The following is a 19,682-nucleotide window of genomic DNA, read 5'->3' as shown; positions in this document are numbered from 1 at the left end:
CTCTCTTGTTCTATGAGCTGGTGGTGGGATGCCTGGGAATTCCAGTCCCTTCACAGCCTTCCATCCATTGACAGACTTCAAGCGCGTGGGCGGGTGCTCTCTGGGATTGTATTGACTCATCCTCCACTTTCACTACGCTCCCCGTACGATTGACCCCCCCGCAATCGTAAAACCGCACAAAGCCCAAGTGTCAGTCCTTGGACACTTCAGTGAGGAAAAATGCGCCTTTGGAAGAATCTCGCCATGGCCGGTGCCCTGGCCGTGCTCGTGGTGTCGGCCGCCGCCACCGCCGCGGATGTCAAGATTGGCTTCGTGATCAAGCAGCCCGAGGAGCCCTGGTTCCAGGACGAGTGGAAGTTCGCGGACATCGCGGCCAAGGAGAAGGGCTTCACCCTCGTCAAGATTGGCGCGGAGGACGGTGAGAAGGCCCTGTCCGCCCTCGACAACCTGGGCGCGCAGGGCGCGCAGGGTGTCATCATCTGCACCCCCGACGTCAAGCTGGGGCCGGGCCTGGTGGCTCGCGCCAAGGCCAATCAGCTCAAGCTCATGACGGTCGATGACCGCCTGGTGAACAGCAAGGGGAAGCCGCTCGAGGACGTGCCGCACATGGGCATCTCGGCCACCAAGATTGGCGAGGCCGTCGGCCAGGCCATCGTGGATCAGATCAAGGCGCGTGGCTGGAACATGAAGGAGGTCGGTGCGATCCGCGTCTCCTACGACCAGCTGCCCACCGCGAAGGACCGCGTCGAGGGCGCCATCTCCGTGCTGAAGCAGAATGGCTTCGTGGCGCAGAACGTCTTCGACGCGCCGCAGGCCAAGACCGACACCGAGGCGGCGCTCAACGCCGCCACCGTGGTCCTCAACAAGAACCCCACCATCAAGAAGTGGGTGGCCTTCGGCCTCAACGACGAGGCCGTGCTCGGCGCCGTCCGCGCGACCGAGGCGGCCGGCCTCAAGGCCGGGGACGTGGTGGCCGTGGGCATCGGCGGCTCGGACGCGGCCATCAACGAGTTCAAGAAGCCCTCGCCGACCGGCTTCTACGGCAGCGTGATCATCTCGCCGAAGCGTCACGGCTATGAGACCGCGATCAACATGTACAACTGGGTGACCGCCAACAAGGAGCCGGAGAAGCTCATCCTCACCTCCGGCAAGCTCGCCACCCGCGACACGTACAAGGCCGTCCGCAAGGAACTGGGCCTCGAGTAGGAGTGGTCCCGGAGCGTGGCGCGGTGCTCCGGCGCCGCGTCACGTTTCCTGTCCGGCGAGCGGCGAGGGCGCATGACGGCCTTTCTCGAATTCAAGAGCATCTCCAAGAATTTTCCCGGCGTCCGTGCCCTCCATGAGCTGAGCTTCGCCGTCCCGGCCGGGCGGGTCATTGGCCTGCTGGGCGAGAACGGCGCGGGCAAGTCCACGCTCATCAAGATCCTCGGTGGTGACTACGTTCCCGATTCCGGGGAGATCCTCATCGCTGGCAAGGCGCACCGTTTCTCCTCGACGCGCGCGTCGATCGCGGCCGGGGTCACGGTCGTGCATCAGGAGTTGCAACTCGTCCCCGAGCTGACGGTGGCCGAGAACCTCATGCTGGGCCGCATCCCGTCGCGGTTCGGCGTCGTCAACTACCGGGAGCTGTTCGCCCAGGTGGGCAAGGTGTTGCACGACATCGGCATCGACGTGGATCCCCAGGCCAAGGTCGTGGATCTGTCGATCGGCGCCCGCCAGATGGTGGAGATCGCCAAGGCCGCCATCTTCGACGCCTCGGTCATCGCCCTGGACGAGCCCACGTCGTCGCTCTCCGCGCACGAGAGCGAGATCCTCTTCCGACTGGTCGACCGCCTGCGAAAGGCGGGCAAGGTCATCCTCTACGTCTCGCACCGCCTGGACGAGCTCTTCCGCCTGTGCGACGGCTGCGTCGTGCTGCGCGACGGCAGGCGGGTCGCCTGGCACGACACCATGGAGGGCCTGACGCGCGAGACGCTGGTGCGCGAGATGGTGGGGCGGGAGATCCAGAACATCTGGGGCTGGCGGCCCCGGCAGCAGGGTCCGGTGCGGCTCTCCGTCTCCGGGGTGAGCGGCCCGCGTCTGGCGGCCCCGGCCAGCTTCGAGGTCCGCGCCGGGGAGATCCTCGGCTTCTTCGGGCTGGTGGGCGCGGGACGCAGCGAGCTGGCGCGCATCCTCTACGGCGCGGATCGGCGCCATACGGGCGAGCTGCGGATCGACGGGAAGGCGGTCCGGATCGACCATCCCCGGCAGGCGGTGCGCGCCGGGCTGGTCCTCTGCCCCGAGGACCGGAAGACGGACGGCATCCTCCAGGGCCGGTCGGTGGAGGAGAACATCAACATCTCCTGCCGGCGCCACTTCTCGCCCTTCGGCGTGCTGAACATGGGCCGGGAGGCCGAGACGGCCAATGACTTCATCAAACGGCTGGGGGTGCGGACGCCTTCGCGCCTTCAGGACATCGTCAACCTGTCGGGCGGAAACCAGCAGAAGGTCATCCTGTCCCGCTGGCTGGCCGAGCGCGGCGTCAAGGTCCTCATCGTGGACGAGCCGACCCGTGGCATCGACGTCGGCGCCAAGAGCGAGATCTACGACGTGCTCTACCGACTGGCGGAGCAGGGTATCGCCCTCATCGTCATCTCGAGCGAGCTGCCCGAGGTCATGGGCATCAGCGACCGCGTCCTCGTGATGTGTGGTGGCCGCATCGCCGCGGAATTCCAGAGACCCGACTTCTCCGAGGAGAAGCTCCTCGCGGCGGCACTGCCCGACCGCTCAGTGGCTTGAGAGGATTTGAAATGGATCGCCTGAAACGCGTCGTGCTCGGGGAGCAGGGGCTGGTCATCCTGTTCCTGCTGGCCCTCGCGATCGTCTCCGTCACCGTCCCCAACTTCATGACCCAGCGCAACATCCTGGGTCTGCTGCAATCGGTGGTGACCATCGGCATCGTCGCCTGCACGATGATGCTCTGTCTGGCCTCGCGCGACTTCGACCTGTCCGTCGGCTCCACGGTGGCCTTCTCCGGCATGATCGCCGTGATGGTCTCCAACCATACCGAGAGCATCGGTCTCGGTCTCCTGGCCGCCCTGCTGGCCGGTGTGTTGGTCGGGGCCGTCAACGGCGTGGTGATCGCCCGGCTGCGGATCAACGCCCTCATCACGACTCTGGCGACGATGCAGATCGTCCGCGGTCTGGCGTTGATCTCCTCCGATGGGCGTGCCGTCGGCGTCGATGACCCGGCCTACTTCGACATCGCGCAGACGGACCTGTTCGGCGTCCCGGTGCCGATCATCGTCATGGTGCTCGTCTTCCTGATCTTCGGCTTCGTGCTGAACCGCACGGTCTTCGGGCGCAACACGCTGGCCATCGGTGGCAATCCGGATGCCTCGCGCCTGGCCGGCGTCAATGTAGGCACCATTCGCATCTGGATCTTCACCCTGCAGGGGCTGGTCTGCGCGGTCGCGGGCATCCTGCTGTCGTCGCGCATCACCAGTGGTCAGCCGAACGCGGCGCAGGGGCTCGAGCTGTCGGTCATTTCCGCCTGTGTCCTGGGCGGCGTGTCGCTGGCCGGTGGACGGGCCGCCATCTCCGGCGTGTTGGTGGGCGTCCTCATCATGGGCATCGCGGAGAACGTGATGAACCTGATGAACATCCAGGCATTCTACCAATACGTGGTTCGTGGCGTGATTCTGTTACTCGCCGTGCTGCTCGACAATTTGCGCACACGCTCCTCGGGGCGGCGCGTCTGAATTTGAGCTGTCGTGCGAAATCCATTGCGATAACCCTGTTTCTTCCTCAACTAATACCTGTTCCATGGTGCGGCCTCTCTATCGAGGCGTGAACGTGGGTCCAGGTGGTTGAGGAGGATCTGTGAAAGCTCGAGCACAGTGGAGGAGTGGGACGGAGTACCGGGCCACGGCTCTCAAGTGGTTCGCGGGCCTGGTTGTCGTCATGGCCCTTCCAGCCTTCGCGGCGAATCCCGCCGTGACTGTAAATATAGACGTAGGCTCCGGAAGGCATGACATCAGCCCCTTCATCTATGGCGTGGCGCATGCAAGCCAGGCCGAGCTGAATGAGCTCAATGCACCGCTCAATCGCAGCGGTGGCAATGCCACATCCCGTTACAATTGGCGATTGAATGCCACCAACCGGGGCAGGGATTGGTATTTCCAGAGCCTTCCCTATTCCAGCCCGGAGCCGGGTGGGGAAATGGATGCCTTCATCGCCAATTCCAAGGCCGGTGGTGCCGAACCCCTCATCACCCTGCCGATGTCGGGGTGGGTGGCAAAGCTCGGTCTCCTGCGGACACGTCTGGCCAGTTTCTCGATTCTCAAGTACGGCCTGCAGCTGGATCGCGATCTGCAGTGGTTCCCTGACGCGGGCAATGGCATCCGGCTCGATGGCCAATTCATCATCAATGATCCCAACGACGCCAACATGCCGGTGGATCCCTCCTTCCAGAGAGGCTGGGTGCTCCACCTCCTCGAGCGCTGGGGCCAGCCCTCGGCGGGTGGGGTGCGGTTCTACCTGATGGACAACGAACCGAGCCTCTGGCACGTCAACCACCGCGACGTCCATCCCACGGGCGCCACCATGCAGGAGGTGAGGGATCGGCTCCTGGGCCATGCGGCCGTGGTGAAGGACGCGGCTCCGGGGGCGCTCGTGTTCGGGCCGGAGGAGTGGGGGTGGAGCGGCTATTTCTATAGCGGGTATGACCAGCAATACGCCGCCGCGCACGAGTGGAGCGAGTTTCCGGATCGCGACGCGAACGGAGGCTGGGACTTCCTGCCGTGGTTGCTCGATCAGATGCGCCGGAACGAGCAGGCCACCGGGCGGCGGTTGTTGGATGTCCTCACCGTTCACTACTACCCGCAGGGCGACGAGTTCAGCAGCGACGTCTCCCAGGCCATGCAGCTCCGGCGCAACCGCTCGACGCGGGCGCTGTGGGACCCGGGCTACACGGACGAGTCGTGGATCCAGGACGAGGTCATGCTGATTCCCCGGTTGAAGGACTGGGTCGAGAGCTACTACCCGGGGACCCAGGTGGGCATCACTGAATACAACTGGGGCGCGGAATCCCACATCAACGGGGCCACCGCGCAGGCCGACATCCTGGGCCTCTTCGGACGCGAGGGGCTCGACTATGGCATCCGGTGGGAGTCACCGGCTGCCTCCACGCCCACCTTCAAGGCGATGAAGCTGTACCGCAACTATGACGGCCGGAAATCCACCTTCGGGGATGTGAGCGTTTCGTGCACCGTGCCGGACCCGGACTCCCTGTCGGCCTTCGCGGCCGAGCGCTCCAGCGACGGAGCCCTCACCGTCATGGTCATCAACAAGGTGTTGTCGGGAGAGACCCCCGTCACGCTGCGCCTGGCGGGCTTCCCGAAGGCGGGGAGTACGCAGCTGTGGCAGCTCACGTCGGCCAACACGATCACCCGGCTGGCGGATGTCCGTGCCTCGAATGGGCTCGTGACCGCCACTGTGCCCCCGCAGAGCATCACGCTCTTCGTCGTCGCGCCCAACGGGGGCGTCGACCCGGTCCCGCCGCCGGCACCGTCCAACTTCTATGCCCAGGCCTCCGGCCAGAGCGTGACGCTTCGCTGGACGGACAACTCGCGGACGGAGGACGGCTTCATCATCGAGCGGTCGCCAGAGTCCTGGCCGCTCCAGTTCGTCCAGGTCGGGCAGGTGGGCGCCAATGTCACGGCCTATGTGGACACCCAGGTCCCACCGGGCCGTTACATGTACCGGGTCAAGGCCTTCCTGGGGACGGCGTCCTCCGCGTACTCGAACATGGACGGTGTCCGGGTGAGGTAGGCGCTCCAGGGCGCACGGCTCCCGGAGCGGCCTTCCTCCTCATCCCGGCCAGTCCGTGCGCGACCGGCCGGGCAATGGCCCCCTTGCATGCAGGACCGCGGGGGGCCGTTTTTATAGAGCCGTGAGAAGCCAGAAAAACAGTGGTAACCTCCAATCCGAATGGAGTGTCCCAGCGAGACGACTCTGAGCGACTTCCTCGGGGGGGTTCTTCGGGAGGAGCGGCGGGCTCAGGTTCTCACGCACATGGAAGGGTGCGCGGACTGCCAGAGGGCCCTGGCCGCGGGAGCCAGCTCCCTGCCGGCTTCGCGGGCCCCTGGCGAGCCGGGCGCGGAGCTGGCGCCTGGAGCCACCTTGTCGCGCTACGTGGTGCTCGAGCGGATTGGCCAGGGCTCCATGGGCGTGGTGTACGCGGCGAGAGATCCCGAACTGGAGCGGCGCGTGGCCATCAAGGTGCTGCGCCCCGAGGGCCGCCAGGTGGAGGAGCTGCGGCGGAGGTTGTTGCGCGAGGCGCAGGCGCTGGCCCGGCTGTCGGATCCCCACGTCGTCGCCGTGCATGACGTGGGGACGTGTGGGGACGGCATCTTCGTGGCGATGGATCTGGTGGAGGGCACCACGCTGGCGGAGTGGCTGCGCCAGCCGCGCTCCTGGCGGGAGGTGCTGCACGTCTTCGTGGAGGCGGGGCGGGGGCTGGTGGCCGCGCACAGGGCGGGGCTGGTGCACCGGGACTTCAAGCCCGCCAACGTCCTCGTCGGCCGGGATGGGCGGGTCCGGGTGACGGACTTCGGGTTGGCCTGCTCCGTGGAGCAGTCGGAGGTTTCCGGCGAGGTCCCTTCGCCGGGAGCGCCCCTTTCCTCGGGGGGAAACGCGGAGCTCACCCGGACGGGCGCGCTGCTGGGGACGCCGGCCTACATGGCTCCGGAGCAGCTCCAGGGCCACAAGGCGGATGCCCTCTCGGATCAGTTCAGCTTCTGCGTGGCCCTCTACGAAGCCCTGTATGGAGAGAGGCCCTTCCAGGGCACCAGCTTCGAGGAGCTCGGACGGGCCGCTCGCGAGGGGCAGGTGCGTCCGGCCCGGCGTGACACCCGGGTGCCCGCCTGGGTGAGGCGCGTGGTGCTGCGAGGGCTGCGGCCCGGGCCCGAGGAGCGCTTCCCCTCCATGGAGGCCCTGCTGGAGGCCCTCACCTCGTGTCCCCGGCGCGTGTGGGGCTGGGTGGCCGGCTCCGTCCTCGCCGCCGCCTTGCTGGGCCTGGGGGTGTATTACGGAGGGGTCCATCGCCGGGAGGTGCGCTGCGAGCAGGAGGTGGAGCGGCTCGGCGCGGCCTGGAGCCCCGAGCGGCGGGAGAGGGCACACGCCGCCTTCCTCGCCACCGGCAAGCCCTTCGCCACCTCCGCGTGGGAGCGGAGCTCCTCGGCGCTGGACGCCTATGCCGCGCAGTGGCGCACGCTGCGCGCCGAGGCGTGTCTGGCGGCCGATGAAGGTGACACCTCGACGAGCGCCTCGCAGACGGCCGTGTGTCTCGACGCCCGGCTCTGGCAGCTCGCCGCCGTCACGGATGTCCTGGAGCGCGCGGACGCGGAGACGATCCAGCGCGCACAGCATCTGGTGGCCTCGCTCGAGGGGTTGGCCGCGTGCAAGGACGCTCCCGCGAGCGCGCTCCGTCCGCAGCCACCGGACGCGCTCCGCCCCCGAGTGGACGCGGTGCGACGCAAGCTGGCCGAGGCCAAGGTCCGCCTGGAGGCGGGCCGGTACTCCGAGGGGCTCTCGGTGACGGGCTCGCTCCTCCAGGAGATCCAGGGGCTGGACTACCGCCCGCTGGAGGCGGAGGTGCTCGTCACCCATGCCCAGCTCCAGGGCCTGGGCGGCAAGCTCAAGGACGCGGAGGAGAGCTTCTACCGCGCCCTGTGGGCCGCCGAGGCCGGGCGCGACGATGAGATGGCCGCGCGCGTGTGGATCTTCCTCATCTGGGCGGTGGGAGATCAGGCGGGACGTGCGGAGGACACGGAGCGGGTGGCCCAGCACGCCCGGGCCGCGGTGGAGCGGCTGGGGCGGGAGCGCTTCCCGGCCATGGCCGCGGACCTGAGTCTGCGCCTGGGCGTGATGATGCTGGGCCAGGACAGGCTGGAGCAGGCGGACGCGGAGTTCTCGCGGGGCCTGGAGCTCTCCAGGCAGTCGCGGGGCCCGGACAGCGTGCGCACCTCCTACTTCGTCTCCAGCCTCGGCCGGGTCCGCACCCGCCAGCACCGCCACCAGGAGGCGCTGGAGCTGTTCCGTCAGGCCCAGGAGCTGCGCGAGCGCCTCTGGGGACCCGAGCATCCCGCCCTGGCCCTCAACCTCAACAACATCGCCATCTCGCTGCTGGAGCTGGGGCGGCGCGAGGAAGCGGTCGACACGTGGCGCCGCTCCCTGGCCCTGCTGGAGGCCACCCGTCCTCCGGATCATCCCAGCTTCGCCGCTCCCCTCAACAACCTCGCCTCGGTCCAGCGCAGCCTGGGCCGGCTCGACGAGGCGCGGCGCGATCTGGAGCGGGCGCTCGCCATCTTCGAGCACAGCAAGGGGAAGGACCATCCCCATACGGCGACCGCGCTCAACGAGCTGGGAATGGTGGCCCAGGACTCCCAGCGGTGGGACGAGGCGCGCGCCTATCATGAGGAGGCCCTGCGGCGCGTCCAGCGGGCGCTGGGCCCGGACACGCCGCGAGCCGCCACGGCGCTGGCCAGCCTGGGGGAAGTCCACCTCCAGGCGGGCCGCTACGACGAGGCACGGCGTGACCTGACGCGCGCCCTGCGGCTGTGGGAGAAGGAGAGTGGCCCGGAGGGTGCTTCCATCACCACCGCGCTGCGTCCCCTGGCGCGGCTCGAGCTGGCCACCGGCTCGCCGGGCAAGGCGCTCGAGGCCTGCGCGCGCGCATTGGAGGTGGACGAGCGGGTGCTGGGCGCGGAGGCCCCGGATGTCGCGTTGGATCTGGCCTGCCTGGCGGAAGTGCACCTGGCGAGGGGGACCCCGGAGCAGGCCGTGCCGCTGCTCGAGCGGGCCCGGCTGCTCCATGGGAGCGCCCCGAAGGAGCCGTTGGATGCGGCGTGGGCCTCCTTTCTGCTGGCGCGTGCGCTCACGGAGCAGCGAGGGAGTCCAGACAGTGCCCGCGCCACCGCGCTGGCCGAGGAGGCCCAGACGCGGATGGAGGGACTGGGCCTCCGGGCCCGCGTGAAGCTGCGGCAGGTGGTGGCCTGGCGGCGAGGGGAGACACGATGAGAGAGGCAAGAGAACCGGAGTCCCTCTCGGCGCTGCTGCGAGCCCACGCGCCGCCGGAGCGGAGCGCCGCGCTGGAGCAGGTGGAAGGGCTGGAGACGCTCCTGCGTGAGCACTGGGCGGCGGCCCGGGCGCAGTGGCCCTCCATCCCGCTGGCGGCGGAGCGCTTCGTGCGGCACCTGGCCCGCCATCTGCCGGAAGGCTCCGGGGAGGCGCTGCGCCAGCTCCATGCCGCGGACCTGTACATGGCGTGCGCCTGCGCGGAGGGGGAGCGGCTGGCCCTTCACGCCTTCGAGGAGCATGTCCTCCGCAAGGTTCCCTCGCGCCTCGGCTCGCTCCCGGAGTCCACCGTGGACGAGGTGTTGCAGGTGCTCCGCGAGCGGTTGCTGCTGGGGCGCGGGGACACCCTTCCGCGCATCGCCGACTACTCGGGCCGGGGCCCGCTGCTGGCATGGGTGCGCATCATCGCCTCGCGCATCGCCGGAGAGCTGGCGAGCCAGCAGGGGCGCCAGGCGCTCTTCGACGAGCCGCCCGAGGTGCTCGCGAAGATGCTGGCCGCGGATGATCCGGAGCGGGAGCTGCTCCGGGAGGACTCACGTCAGGCGCTCGCCCAGGCCCTGCGCAAGGCGCTGGGGGCACTGCCCGAGCGGGAGCGGGCCCTGCTGCGCCTGCACCACCTCCATGGCCTCACCATGGACCGGCTCTCGACGATGTATGGAGAGTCCCGCTCGGGCGTGGCACGCCGGATCGCCCAGGCGCGCGAGCGGCTGTTGAAGCTCACCCGCGCGGAGCTGGCCTTCCGGTTGAACCTCGCGGGCTCCGAGGTGGAGAGCCTGCTGGGTCTGGTGCGGAGCCGTCTGGACTTCAGCCTCCACCGCTTCATGGACTGAGCGGGGAGGCGGAGGCTCAAGGGCAGACCGCGTCGTTGTCGTTGGTGGCCAGGCGCAGCTCGGTGAAGGTCAGGGCCAGGGCACCCGAAGTCGTCAGGGCGAGAGGAGACGTCACCGACGACATGTCCGCCCCCGCATCGCGGAAGCAGCTGAGCTTCACCTTGAGGGTGCGGAACTCCTTCGGCGGGACCTGGGTCAGCAGCTTCGTGATGTCGAGCGAGGCCGAACGGTTGCCGCCCGTCAGCGTCATCATCACCGGAGCCGTCGGCGCGCGGTCGAGGCGGTAGCGGATGGCGACGGCCATGTCACCGTTGGTCTGACGGACGAGGTCGACGGGCAGGCCGATGATGGCCGCGGTGGCCTGCTGCGTTCCGGACCACGTCAGGGTGCGGCCGTTCTCCTGGGCGCCAGCGTCGACCACCTGGACGGTGACGGCGCGGCTCGCGGTCTCGCCGTTGCCCATCAACGCGGGGCTGGAGCCGCCCGCCTCCGACAGCACCAGCGACCAGGGGGTGGCCACCTTGCCCGAGCCGAAGAACAGGTCCGTGTTCGAGGCGCTGATGGTGGGGCCCGGATCCTCCGACAGCATCCCCACCCGGGCGGGCTGGGCGTACGACAGGCCGTAGCCGTAGGGGAACTGCGGATCGTAGTTCGCGTCGCCCCGGTTCAGCGGCGTCTGCATGGCCTTCTTGGGCCAGGAGAAGGACAGCTTGCCGGTGAAGTCGCGCCGGGGCTTGCCGTTCTCGTCGCCGATCAGGACATCGGCCACGCCCTCACCCTGGGAGCCGGGCAGCCACGCGGCCACGAAGGCCTCCGAGGCGTTGATCTCGGGGTTGGTCCACAGGGGCCGTCCCGACAGGAACACGGACACCACGGGGATGCCCTGGGCCTTGAGCTTCTTGAGCAGGGCGAGGTCGGTCTTGCCAGCCGGCTGGTACTCGACCGTGGCGACGTCACCCTGGAACTCGGCGTAGGGATTCTCGCCGTAGACCACGATGGCGACGTCGGGCTTCTTCGTGAACGAGCCGTCCACGCTCAGCTCGGCCGTGCCGCCACCGGCCTTCAACGCGTCACGGATGCCGGCGTAGATGGAGTGCCCGTTCGGGAAGTCGCTGTTCGTGTTGCCGGTGCCCTGCCAGCTGATGGTCCAGCCGCCGCACTGCTTGCCGATGTCGTCGGCGGCGTCACCGGCCACCAGGACGTGGGCGGACGATTTGATGGGCAGCACGCCCTCGTTCTTCAGCAGGACGAGCGACCTGGCCACGGCCTCGCGCGCGACGGCCCGGTGCTCGGGCGCGCCGAGCAGCTCGAGCTTGCCCTCCAGCGGGCGCTCCGCCTCGAACAGTCCGGTCTTGATCTTGGCGCGGAGGATGCGGCGCACGGCGTCGTCCAGGCGCGCCAGGGAAATCTCTCCGCTGCGCACCTGGGCGAGCGTGTTGGTGTACAGCCCCTTCCAGCTGTCGGGGGCCATGTACATGTCGAGCCCGGCGTTGATCGCCTGCGGGCAGTTCTCGGTGGTGCTGCCGGGCAGCTGGCCGTGGGCGTTCCAGTCACCGACGACGAAGCCGTCGAAGCCCATCCGGTTCTTGAGCACCTCGGTCAGCAGGCTCCTGTTTCCGGTGTGCTTGACGCCGTTCCAGCCGGAGAAGGAGACCATCACCGAGAGGATGCCGGCGTTGATGGCCGGGGGATAGCCCGCGGCGTGGATGCGGATGAGCTCCTCCTCGTCGAGGTCGGCATCGCCCTGGTCCTTGCCGCCCTTGGTGCCGCCGTCGCCGAGAAAGTGCTTGGCGGAGCCGGCGATATGGCCCCGCGCCAGCGGCTGTCCCGGGCGCAGCTCGCCCTGGAGCCCCAGGGTCATCGGGCCCGCGTAGCTGGCCACCAACTCGGGGTCCTCGGAGTAGCCCTCGTAGGTGCGGCCCCAGCGGTCATCGCGGGGCACGGCCAGCGTGGGACCGAAGGTCCAGTCGATGCCGGTGACTGCGCTTTCAAGAGCGGTAATCGCACCGATGCGCCGGATCAGATCCGGATCGCGCGCCGCGCCCAGGCCGATGTTGTGCGGGAAGAGGGTGGCACCGGGGATGTTGTTGTTCCCGTGCACGGAGTCGACCCCGAAGATGACGGGGATCGGCGTGTGGCCCGGACGCTTCTCGAGCGACACGGCGCGGAACTCACGCGCGATCCTCAGCCACTCGGCGGCGGAAGCGCGGTCGTCACCGTTCGGTCCGGAGTTGCCGCCGGCGAGGATGGAGCCCAGCGGATAGGTCCGCAGATCCTCCGGCTTGATCGAGTTGATGTCTCCCTGGATCACCTGGCCGACCTTCTCCTCGACGCTGAGCCTGGCCAACAACGCCTCGACCTGGGCCTCGGTCTGGGGGTCGGTCATGGCCGCCGGGCTCTTGGTCTGGGGCCAGAGAGTGGGATGGGCCGTGGCTGGACCTTCTTCGGGCGAGAAGTCCGTCATGCGCAGGGGAGTGGTCATGCCTGCTTTCTAGTGCGGACACGTTGGTCTCTCGAAACAAAAAGACAGTCATGTCCCCGCGCTAGATGAGCTGGAGGATGGCGCGGCCGAAGCCCTCGGGATCGTCCTCGCTGAAGGCGTGTCCGGAGTCCTTCACAGTGACGACGGGAATTTTCGAGGCGGCCACACGGCGAGCTGTTTCGTGGGTGTCCGCGTCGCTGTGTGCACCAAGGATATATCCCTTTCTCTCGAGCGGCAGGGAAATGACGCGTGCCAGCATGTTCACCCCGTGGTGCACGAGGGACACGGCGCTCCGGTGGAACGCGAGGGGATCCGCCTGCCGGAGGTCTTCCCGGTACCAGGGGGAGGGCACCTGGCGGATCCACGCGTCCCAGTCCGGGTGGCCGTCACGTAGAAGACACTCGGCGAGCAGCACGGCCAGCGTGCCGCCCATGCGGACACGGGGAACTTCCGGTGGTGGGGTTGTCTGGTTTGGAAGAGGCTGTCGAGGAGCCCCTGGTGAAGGAGCTCCTCGCCCTCCGGGGTTAGAAGAAGAAGCTCACGCTCGCCTGCGCGTTGAGGGGCGCGCCGGGAGTGAAGTGGAGATCCTCACACCCCTCGAACGCATCCGCCTCGCCCGCGGGCCGCGTGCCGGCCGGGCAGCTCTCCGGCCCCGCCTCGGACGGCAGCCGCGAGACGTTGGCGAACTGGGCCTCGCGCCACTGGGTGTTGAGCGCGTTCTGCACGCTCACGTTCACCTCGTAGAAGGAGCCCCGGTAGCCCAGCGTCGCGTCCACGCGGGTGAAGCCCTCGGCGATGAGGAAGCGGTCCTCGGTGGCCGGGCGGTCGCCCAGGTGCAGCACGCCGAGCCGTCCGTAGAAGCCGGCCGGGTGACGGGCGGACACGCCGCCCGAGACGATGAGCGTGGGCGCGAGCGCGACCGCGTCACCGTTGCCGGCGTTCTGCACATAGGTGGCGCGCGACAGGGTGAGGTCCGCGTCCGCGAAGAGCCAGGGCAGCACCTTCAACCGGGCCTCGGCTTCCAGGCCCTGGCGGCGGGTGGCGCCGCGCGCCTCGGTGGCACCCGCGTCTCCCACCCAGACGAGCTCGCTGTCCAGGTCGAGCCGGAACACCGAGCCCGCCAGGTCCAGGCGGTCGAACAGCCGCGTGCGCGCGCCGAGCTCGTAGCCCCGGGCCCGCGTGAGCGGCGTCACCGGCTCGGGCTGGCGCACCACGCCGCGTGCGTCGTTGGAATGGAAGCCATGGCCGAAGTTCACGTACAGGTCGGTGTTGGCGAGCGGGCTGAGCACGAGGCTCGCCTTGGGCGAGACGCGCGAGGCCTGCTCCACTCCCGAGCTCTTCGTTCCGGGCTCGGCCATGTCCTCCAGGTGGTCGTCCACGTCGAAGCCGAAGGAGTCCGCGCGCAGACCGAGCACCGCCCTCAGCCACGGCGTGAAGATGATGTCCTCCTGCGCGTACACGCCGAGGCTGCCCTCGAGGATGCTCGCGTCCACCACGGTGGCCAGCCGCTTGCGTGCCTTGTCCTGGCTCAGGCCGTTCTCGATGTTGTCGGTGCGCACCTGCGTACCGATCGTGGTGTCGAAGGCGATGCCAGCCCACTTGCGCCGGAAGCGGTAGCTGGCGTTGAAGCCCAGCATCGTGCGCTTGTCGTTCTGCTCGATCATGTCCCCGTTCACCGGGTCGGCGCTGAAGAAGGTGAAGTTGGAGTAGAGGTTGAGCCGGTACTGCATGGCGTACGCCATGACGTTCACCTCGCCGTCATCGCGGGTGAGGGTGCGCCAGGTGGCGTAGGCGCTGTGGCGCTGCGAGTTGCCGCCCTCGGTGTCGTCCACCGTGCCGAAGCGATCCATCCGGCCGGCGCTCACCTCGCGCAGGGGAATCTGGCCGCTCGCGTTCCAGCCGCTCCCGTACGAGGTGAGTGCCAGTGACACCGTGGAGTGATCGGAGATCTGCCGCGTCACCTTGGTGAAGAGGCTGTAGCGCTCCATCCTCTCCGGGTTGAGGAAGGGTCCGTTGGTGCCGTACACCTGCCCGGCCACCACGGGGCTCCAGCCCTCCACCTCCGGAGCGGCGACGAACATCCCGCGCCAGGTGGAGAACGAGCCACCGCCCAGCGTCACCTGGCTGGACTCGAAGTCACGGCGCGTCACCAGGTTGACCGCGCCCGCGGTGGCGAAGTCACCGTCCTGAGCGAAGTAGGGGCCCTTGCGCACCTCCACGCGCTCGATGAGCTCGGGGATGATCCAGTTGAGGTCCGCGTAGCCCTGGCCGTGCCCGTGGCTCACCATGTTGACGGGCACGCCGTCCACGAAGAGCGCCACGTCCGTGCCGTGGTCCGCGTCGAAGCCGCGCAGGAAGTACTGGTTGGCCTTGCCTCCGCCCGCGTGCTGCACGGTGTAGAAGCCGGGCACCACCTGGAGGATGTCCGCCGGGCGCGGGCGCGGGCGCAGCATGAAATCCCGGTCCCGCACCGTGGAGGACGAGGCCGCCGTGAAGGGCCTCTTGGCCGTCACCGTCGTCCGCATGCCCGAGGGCTCCTCCGGCGGCGGGGGGGCGGCCACCGGCTCGGCCTCCGGGGGCTTCACGGGTTCGGGCAGGAGGCTCGGAGGAGCCGCGGGCTCCACCGGCGTGGAGGGGGGCGTGTTCGAGAGGGTGGGGGAGTCCGTTTCGGGGGACTGGGCGAACGAAGGAACAGCGGACGCAACTGTGGCGATCACGGCCAGCCTGGCCGCGTGAGTGGACAGCATGGGGGAACGACCTCGATGCGAAGAAGAGGAGACGAAGAAGACAGACCGACTCTGGGACGTCGGTGTCTCCTACGGCGCCTGGGGCATCGCGGTCGGGCGGAGCGGCTCGCCAGCGCGGGGACGCTCCTGGCCCAGGTGCCGGGTGCCGGCCTCGAGCCAGACGACCAGCATCCGGGGCAGCGCGAGCGCGGGCAGCGCCACCGCCTGGAGGTGCTCGACACTGCCGGGGCCGTGCGTGTGGCCCCGCGGGCTTCCCTCGTCTCCGTGCTCGCCCGAGGAGTCGTGCGAGTGCGGCTGGCTCTCGTCGTGCGGAGCGGGGAGCTCGGGGGGCGGCGGCTCGTGTGAGTTGAGCCGCTCGTGGGAGATCCAGCCTCGTGCGGAGGGTCTCGCGGAGGAGGGTTGCGCTCCCCCGTGTCCGTAGACGGCGTGGAGCACCGGCGCGAATGCCAGGCCGTACACGGCCACCAACAGGCCGAGTCTGCCGAGATCGCGACGGTCCTCCCTCGTCAACAAAGCGGTGCGCTCCTCACGGATGGGCTTGGGACGACCCTCACCCCAGCCCTCTCCCAGAGGGAGAGGGGGCCTACACGGATCCTCGAAGGATGTCGAGGATGTCTCGCCGCCTACTTCTCCCGCATGAACTCACGGATGTACTGCGAGAGCAGCGCCGGCTTCTCCAGGGAGACCCAGTGGTCCGCATCGGGGATGCGCTTGAAGGTGAGATCCCGCACGAGCTCCTCCAGCCCCTTCTGGCCGGACGGCAGCAGGTAGGTGTCCAACTCGCCGTGGATGAAGAGCACGGGGAACTTCACCTCGAGCTGCTGCGGCTTCAGCCCGTCCAACAGGTTGCTGCCGCCCTGGCCGCCCTGGCCGTCCGGCGGACCGATCTTCGCCGCCCGGTAGTAGTTGAGCCCGGCGGTGATGGCGCCCGGCTGCTTCCAGGCGGCGATCATCTCGGCCTCGTCCTCGGCGGAGAGCTGGGCGCCGAGCTGCCGGGCCGCCCCGAGCATCGCCTGCCGCCCGAAGGCGTAGTCATCGGCCATGATGGCCTGCTCGGCCTGGGGCGAGCGGAAGAGCAGCATGTACTGGCTGGCCTGCTGCTGGGCGGGGTTCTCGCGCAGGTCCCGGTTGAAGAGGGAAGGGTGCGTGATGTTGATGGTGACGAACCGGCGCACGTACTCGGGGTGGCGCAGCACGAAGCTCCAGCCCACCAGCGCGCCCCAGTCCTGCGAGACGAGGGTGAACTTCTTGATCTTCAGGTGGTCCGCCAGCGCGCGGATGTCCGCCACCAGGTGCTCGATGTGGTACGGCTCGACCCCGGTCGGCTTCGAGCTCAGGTTGTAGCCACGCATGTCCGGGGCGATGGCCAGGTGGTCCTTCCCCAGCTCCTCGAGCTGCTTCTTCCAGACGCCCCAGTACTCGGGGAAGCCGTGGAGGAAGAGGATGGGCTCGCCGGCACCGTGCGTGACGTAGTGCATACGGATGCCGTTGATGTCTGCGTACTGGTGCTCCATGGAGGTGCCCCCCTCGGGCCTGTTCGGGTGAGCGGCGAGGATAAAGGGGGGCACTGCGTGTCCGCTAGGTGAAGTGCTGTCGCACCTCGGGCGCGTTGAGCGTGAAGAGCATCCACGCTCCGATGGGGACGCCCATGCAGCAGGCGGGGGCCAGCGGGAGCATGGCCGTCACCGCGCCCACCACCACCAGGCCCCAGTTGCGCAGGCTGAAGGCGCTCCACGCTCCCCAGATGCTCAACGCCCGGGCGACCACCGCGCCCAGGATGGTGAGGATCAACGACCACGTCACCGGCTGGGCCTGTTGGACGACGGACGGATCCGCTCCCGTCGGCATCTGCACGCCGAGCGCCATGGCCACGAGCACCCCCACGCAGAAGAGGATGTCGAGCACGCCCACGCACAGCAGCAGGAACGCGGGCGGGCGCAGCCTGCGCAGCGCGGGCAGCCGCGGATCTCCCGGCGGGACATTCAGTCCGGGTCCACTCATGAGCGGGCCCTCAGCGCGCTCACGATCATCCGCGTCGCCGGAGACTTGTTGAGCGTATAGAAGTGGATGCCCGGCACGCCGCGCGACAGCAGCTCCATGCACTGCACCGTGGCGTGCGCCACGCCCAGCTGCACCAGCGCCTCCGGTTGATCCTTCACGCGCTCCAGCTGGAGCGTCAGCCTCATGGGCACCGTGGCCCCGCACATGCGCGTGAAGCGCTGCACCTGCTCGTAGTTGGTGATGGGCATGATTCCCGGGACGATGGGGACGTTGATGCCGATGCGGCGCGCCCGCTCCACGAAGTCGAAGTAGAAGGCGTTGTCGAAGAAGAGCTGGGTGATGACGAAGTCCAGGCCCGCGTCCACCTTCGCCTTCAGGTTCCGCAGATCCTCGTCTCGCGAGACGGTCTCCACGTGGCCCTCCGGATAGCACGCCCCGCCCAGGCAGAAGTTGAAATCTTCTTCCCGGATGAATCGCACCAGCTCGGTGGCGTTGCGGAAGCCGCCCGGCACGGGCTCGAACGTCTTCTGCCCCTGGGGCGGATCCCCCCGCAGGGCCAGCACGTTCTCGAGCTTCGCGTCCGCCAGCCGGCGCAGCACCTCGCGCAGCTCGTCGCGCGTGTGCCCCACGCAGGTGAGGTGCGCCATGGCCTCGATGCCCGTCTCCCGCTTGATGCGGGTGACGAGCTCCACCGTCTTGTCCCGCGTGCTGCCGCCCGCCCCATAGGTGACGGACACGAACCCCGGCTCCAGCGGGGTCAGATCCTCCAGCGTCCTCAAGAGGTTGGCGGTGCCCTCGTCGGTCTTGGGCGGGAAGAACTCGAAGGAGAAGCACGGATTGGACGGATTCAAACGATTACGAATCTTCATGACGCGAGCAGTCTAGAACGTCCCAGGTGCATCCCCGAGAGCCTTGATTGAGGGAGGTGCGCGGTTATAGTCCGCGCCGCTTTTACACCCCCCTCCCAGGAGAGAACACATGGTTGCCCGGCGTACGCCGCTCAACGAGGCCCACCGCAGGTTGGGCGCCCGGATGGTGGATTTCGTGGGTTGGGACATGCCGGTGCAGTACAGCTCCGTCATCGGCGAGCACGAGGCCGTGCGCACCGCCGTCGGCCTCTTCGACGTGTCCCACATGGGAGAGATCGAGTTCTCCGGTCCCGGGGCCCTCGAGACGGCCAACAAGCTGATCACCAATGATCTCTCCAAGGCCGCGGACGGCCAGGCCCTCTACGCCGGCCTGCTCAATGACCAGGGCGGCTTCGTGGATGACGTGGTGGCCTACCGCTTCTCGCCCGAGCGGATCCTCATCGTCGTCAACGCCTCCAACAAGGACAAGGACTTCGCCTGGATGCAGGCGCGCGCCCAGGGCGTGAAGCCGGTGGATCGCAGCGACGACTTCGCGCAGATCGCCGTGCAGGGTCCCAAGGCCGTCGGCCTGGTGCAGCGGCTCACCCAGGCGGACCTCTCGAAGATCGGCACCTACCGCTTCACCGAGGGCCAGGTCGCTGGCGTGCAGTGCATCATCTCCCGCACCGGCTACACCGGCGAGGACGGCTTCGAGCTGTACTGCGCGCCCGGTGAGGCGGAGAAGCTCTGGGAGGCGCTCCTGAAGGAGGGCCAGCAGGACGGCGTGAAGCCCTGTGGCCTGGGCGCCCGAGACAGCCTCCGCACGGAGATGAAGTTCTCCCTGTACGGCAACGACATCGACGACAACCACACGCCCCTGGAAGCGGGGCTGGGGTGGATCTGCAAGCTCGACAAGCAGGGCGGTTTCATCGGCCAGGACGTGCTGGTGAAGCAGAAGGCCGAGGGCGTGAAGCGCAAGCTGGTGGGCTTCGAGCTGACCGGCTCCGGCATCCCCCGTCACGGCTACCCCATCCTCAAGGACGGGCAGCGGGTGGGCGAGGTGACGAGCGGCACCATGGGCCCCATGGTGAAGAAGCCCATCGGTATCGGCTACGTGCCCACCGGGCTGGCCGCCGAGGGCTCGACCTTCGATGTGGAGATCCGCGGCCGCCCGGTGCCCGCCGTCGTGGTGAAGACCCCTTTCTGGAAGAAGTCCTGAGCATTCCCAAGCCCTGAGCACCCCTACCTGAGGAGCACGGTCATGGCCGGCAACATTCCGCAGAATCTCAAGTACACGAAGGAGCACGAGTGGGCCCGCATCGAGGGCAACCGGGTGGTGGTGGGCGTCACCTCCCACGCCCAGGAGGCGCTGGGTGACGTGGTCTACGTGGAGCTGCCCAAGGTGGGCGCCTCCCTCACCGCCGGCAAGCAGTTCGGCGTCATCGAGTCCACCAAGGCCGTGTCGGATCTCTTCTCCCCGCTCACCGGCAAGGTGGTGAAGGTGAACGATGCCCTGACGGACAGCCCCCAGACGATCAACTCGGACCCCTACGGGGCGGGGTGGATCGTCGAGGTCGAGCCCTCGGACACCAAGGAGCTGGCCGGCCTCATGGACGCCAGCGCGTACGAGAACCTGCTGAAGAACTCCTGACGCTTC

15 protein-coding genes are annotated in these 19,682 nt (G+C 68.5%); 8 read left to right on the top strand and 7 right to left on the bottom strand.

The window, feature by feature from the left end; all coding sequences use genetic code 11:
• Positions 1 to 243: 243 nt before the first annotated feature.
• From NR810_RS26590 to NR810_RS26565, 6 genes are all read left to right on the top strand, one after another.
• A complete protein-coding gene (locus NR810_RS26590) occupies positions 244 to 1,206 on the top strand; it encodes an arabinose ABC transporter substrate-binding protein (protein ID WP_257456389.1) in 963 nt (320 codons plus the stop codon).
• Positions 1,207 to 1,278: 72 nt separating this feature from the next.
• Complete coding sequence (araG, locus tag NR810_RS26585) at positions 1,279 to 2,778, top strand: L-arabinose ABC transporter ATP-binding protein AraG (RefSeq protein ID WP_257456388.1); 1,500 nt, start codon at positions 1,279 to 1,281, stop codon at positions 2,776 to 2,778.
• Between the two features lie 11 nt (positions 2,779 to 2,789).
• The gene (gene araH, locus NR810_RS26580) at positions 2,790 to 3,740 is read left to right on the top strand and encodes an L-arabinose ABC transporter permease AraH (RefSeq protein WP_257456387.1); all 951 of its coding nucleotides are present in this window, start codon (positions 2,790 to 2,792) and stop codon (positions 3,738 to 3,740) included.
• 121 nt (positions 3,741 to 3,861) lie between these two features.
• Positions 3,862 to 5,811 carry a glycoside hydrolase family 44 protein gene (locus tag NR810_RS26575; protein ID WP_257456386.1) on the top strand — a complete coding sequence of 650 codons (1,950 nt, stop codon included), beginning with the start codon at positions 3,862 to 3,864 and terminating at the stop codon, positions 5,809 to 5,811.
• 159 nt (positions 5,812 to 5,970) lie between these two features.
• Positions 5,971 to 9,060: a serine/threonine-protein kinase gene (locus tag NR810_RS26570; RefSeq protein WP_257456384.1), complete on the top strand. Its 3,090-nt coding sequence runs from the start codon at positions 5,971 to 5,973 to the stop codon at positions 9,058 to 9,060.
• Positions 9,057 to 9,947: a sigma-70 family RNA polymerase sigma factor gene (locus tag NR810_RS26565; RefSeq protein ID WP_257456382.1), complete on the top strand. Its 891-nt coding sequence runs from the start codon at positions 9,057 to 9,059 to the stop codon at positions 9,945 to 9,947. Before NR810_RS26570 ends, NR810_RS26565 begins: the two co-directional genes overlap by 4 nt.
• Before the next feature lie 16 nt (positions 9,948 to 9,963).
• Here the strand turns inward: NR810_RS26565 and NR810_RS26560 are convergent, their stop codons facing one another.
• From NR810_RS26560 to metF, 7 genes are all read right to left on the bottom strand, one after another.
• A complete protein-coding gene (locus NR810_RS26560; protein WP_257456381.1) occupies positions 9,964 to 12,429 on the bottom strand; it encodes a glycoside hydrolase family 3 protein in 2,466 nt (821 codons plus the stop codon).
• Positions 12,430 to 12,490: 61 nt separating this feature from the next.
• A complete protein-coding gene (locus NR810_RS26555; protein ID WP_257456380.1) occupies positions 12,491 to 12,862 on the bottom strand; it encodes an alpha/beta fold hydrolase in 372 nt (123 codons plus the stop codon).
• A gap of 91 nt (positions 12,863 to 12,953) precedes the next feature.
• The gene (locus tag NR810_RS26550; RefSeq protein ID WP_306818536.1) at positions 12,954 to 15,176 is read right to left on the bottom strand and encodes a TonB-dependent receptor; all 2,223 of its coding nucleotides are present in this window, start codon (positions 15,174 to 15,176) and stop codon (positions 12,954 to 12,956) included.
• 69 nt (positions 15,177 to 15,245) lie between these two features.
• On the bottom strand, positions 15,246 to 15,686 hold the full coding sequence (locus NR810_RS26540) for a hypothetical protein (RefSeq protein ID WP_257456379.1): 441 nt from the start codon (positions 15,684 to 15,686) through the stop codon (positions 15,246 to 15,248).
• 113 nt (positions 15,687 to 15,799) lie between these two features.
• The gene (locus tag NR810_RS26535) at positions 15,800 to 16,690 is read right to left on the bottom strand and encodes an alpha/beta fold hydrolase (protein WP_257456378.1); all 891 of its coding nucleotides are present in this window, start codon (positions 16,688 to 16,690) and stop codon (positions 15,800 to 15,802) included.
• A gap of 64 nt (positions 16,691 to 16,754) precedes the next feature.
• Complete coding sequence (locus NR810_RS26530; protein WP_257456377.1) at positions 16,755 to 17,177, bottom strand: hypothetical protein; 423 nt, start codon at positions 17,175 to 17,177, stop codon at positions 16,755 to 16,757.
• Entirely contained in the window at positions 17,174 to 18,046 is an 873-nt protein-coding gene (metF, locus tag NR810_RS26525; RefSeq protein WP_257456376.1) for a methylenetetrahydrofolate reductase [NAD(P)H], read from the bottom strand. The genes NR810_RS26530 and metF overlap by 4 nt, the downstream gene beginning before the upstream one ends.
• A gap of 109 nt (positions 18,047 to 18,155) precedes the next feature.
• On the opposite strand from metF, the gene gcvT reads away from it, so the two are divergent.
• Positions 18,156 to 19,244 (top strand): glycine cleavage system aminomethyltransferase GcvT, encoded by a 1,089-nt coding sequence (gene gcvT, locus NR810_RS26520; protein ID WP_257456375.1) that lies wholly within the window; start codon positions 18,156 to 18,158, stop codon positions 19,242 to 19,244.
• A 42-nt stretch (positions 19,245 to 19,286) separates the two neighbouring features.
• Positions 19,287 to 19,676, top strand: coding sequence for a glycine cleavage system protein GcvH (gene gcvH, locus NR810_RS26515; protein WP_257456374.1), 390 nt, complete (start codon positions 19,287 to 19,289; stop codon positions 19,674 to 19,676).
• Positions 19,677 to 19,682: the final 6 nt, after the last annotated feature.

Origin of the sequence: Archangium lipolyticum (assembly GCF_024623785.1) — a bacterium.
Classification (GTDB): Bacteria; Myxococcota; Myxococcia; order Myxococcales; family Myxococcaceae; genus Archangium; species Archangium lipolyticum.
The sequence above is the reverse complement of the archived record's forward strand: the minus strand, read 5'-3'. Positions and strand labels throughout refer to the sequence as shown.

Bases quoted from the DNA above. Each gene is read 5' to 3' on its own strand.
- gcvT (WP_257456375.1), top strand. From the start codon at position 18,156: ATGGTTGCCCGGCGTACGCCGCTCAACGAGGCCCACCGCAGGTTGGGC.
- NR810_RS26570 (WP_257456384.1), top strand. From the start codon at position 5,971: ATGGAGTGTCCCAGCGAGACGACTCTGAGCGACTTCCTCGGGGGGGTT.
- NR810_RS26590 (WP_257456389.1), top strand. From the start codon at position 244: ATGGCCGGTGCCCTGGCCGTGCTCGTGGTGTCGGCCGCCGCCACCGCC.
- NR810_RS26530 (WP_257456377.1), bottom strand. From the start codon at position 17,177: ATGAGTGGACCCGGACTGAATGTCCCGCCGGGAGATCCGCGGCTGCCC.
- NR810_RS26555 (WP_257456380.1), bottom strand. From the start codon at position 12,862: ATGGGCGGCACGCTGGCCGTGCTGCTCGCCGAGTGTCTTCTACGTGAC.
- metF (WP_257456376.1), bottom strand. From the start codon at position 18,046: ATGAAGATTCGTAATCGTTTGAATCCGTCCAATCCGTGCTTCTCCTTC.
- gcvH (WP_257456374.1), top strand. From the start codon at position 19,287: ATGGCCGGCAACATTCCGCAGAATCTCAAGTACACGAAGGAGCACGAG.
- NR810_RS26550 (WP_306818536.1), bottom strand. From the start codon at position 15,176: ATGCTGTCCACTCACGCGGCCAGGCTGGCCGTGATCGCCACAGTTGCG.
- NR810_RS26560 (WP_257456381.1), bottom strand. From the start codon at position 12,429: ATGACCACTCCCCTGCGCATGACGGACTTCTCGCCCGAAGAAGGTCCA.
- NR810_RS26535 (WP_257456378.1), bottom strand. From the start codon at position 16,690: ATGGAGCACCAGTACGCAGACATCAACGGCATCCGTATGCACTACGTC.
- NR810_RS26565 (WP_257456382.1), top strand. From the start codon at position 9,057: ATGAGAGAGGCAAGAGAACCGGAGTCCCTCTCGGCGCTGCTGCGAGCC.
- araG (WP_257456388.1), top strand. From the start codon at position 1,279: ATGACGGCCTTTCTCGAATTCAAGAGCATCTCCAAGAATTTTCCCGGC.
- araH (WP_257456387.1), top strand. From the start codon at position 2,790: ATGGATCGCCTGAAACGCGTCGTGCTCGGGGAGCAGGGGCTGGTCATC.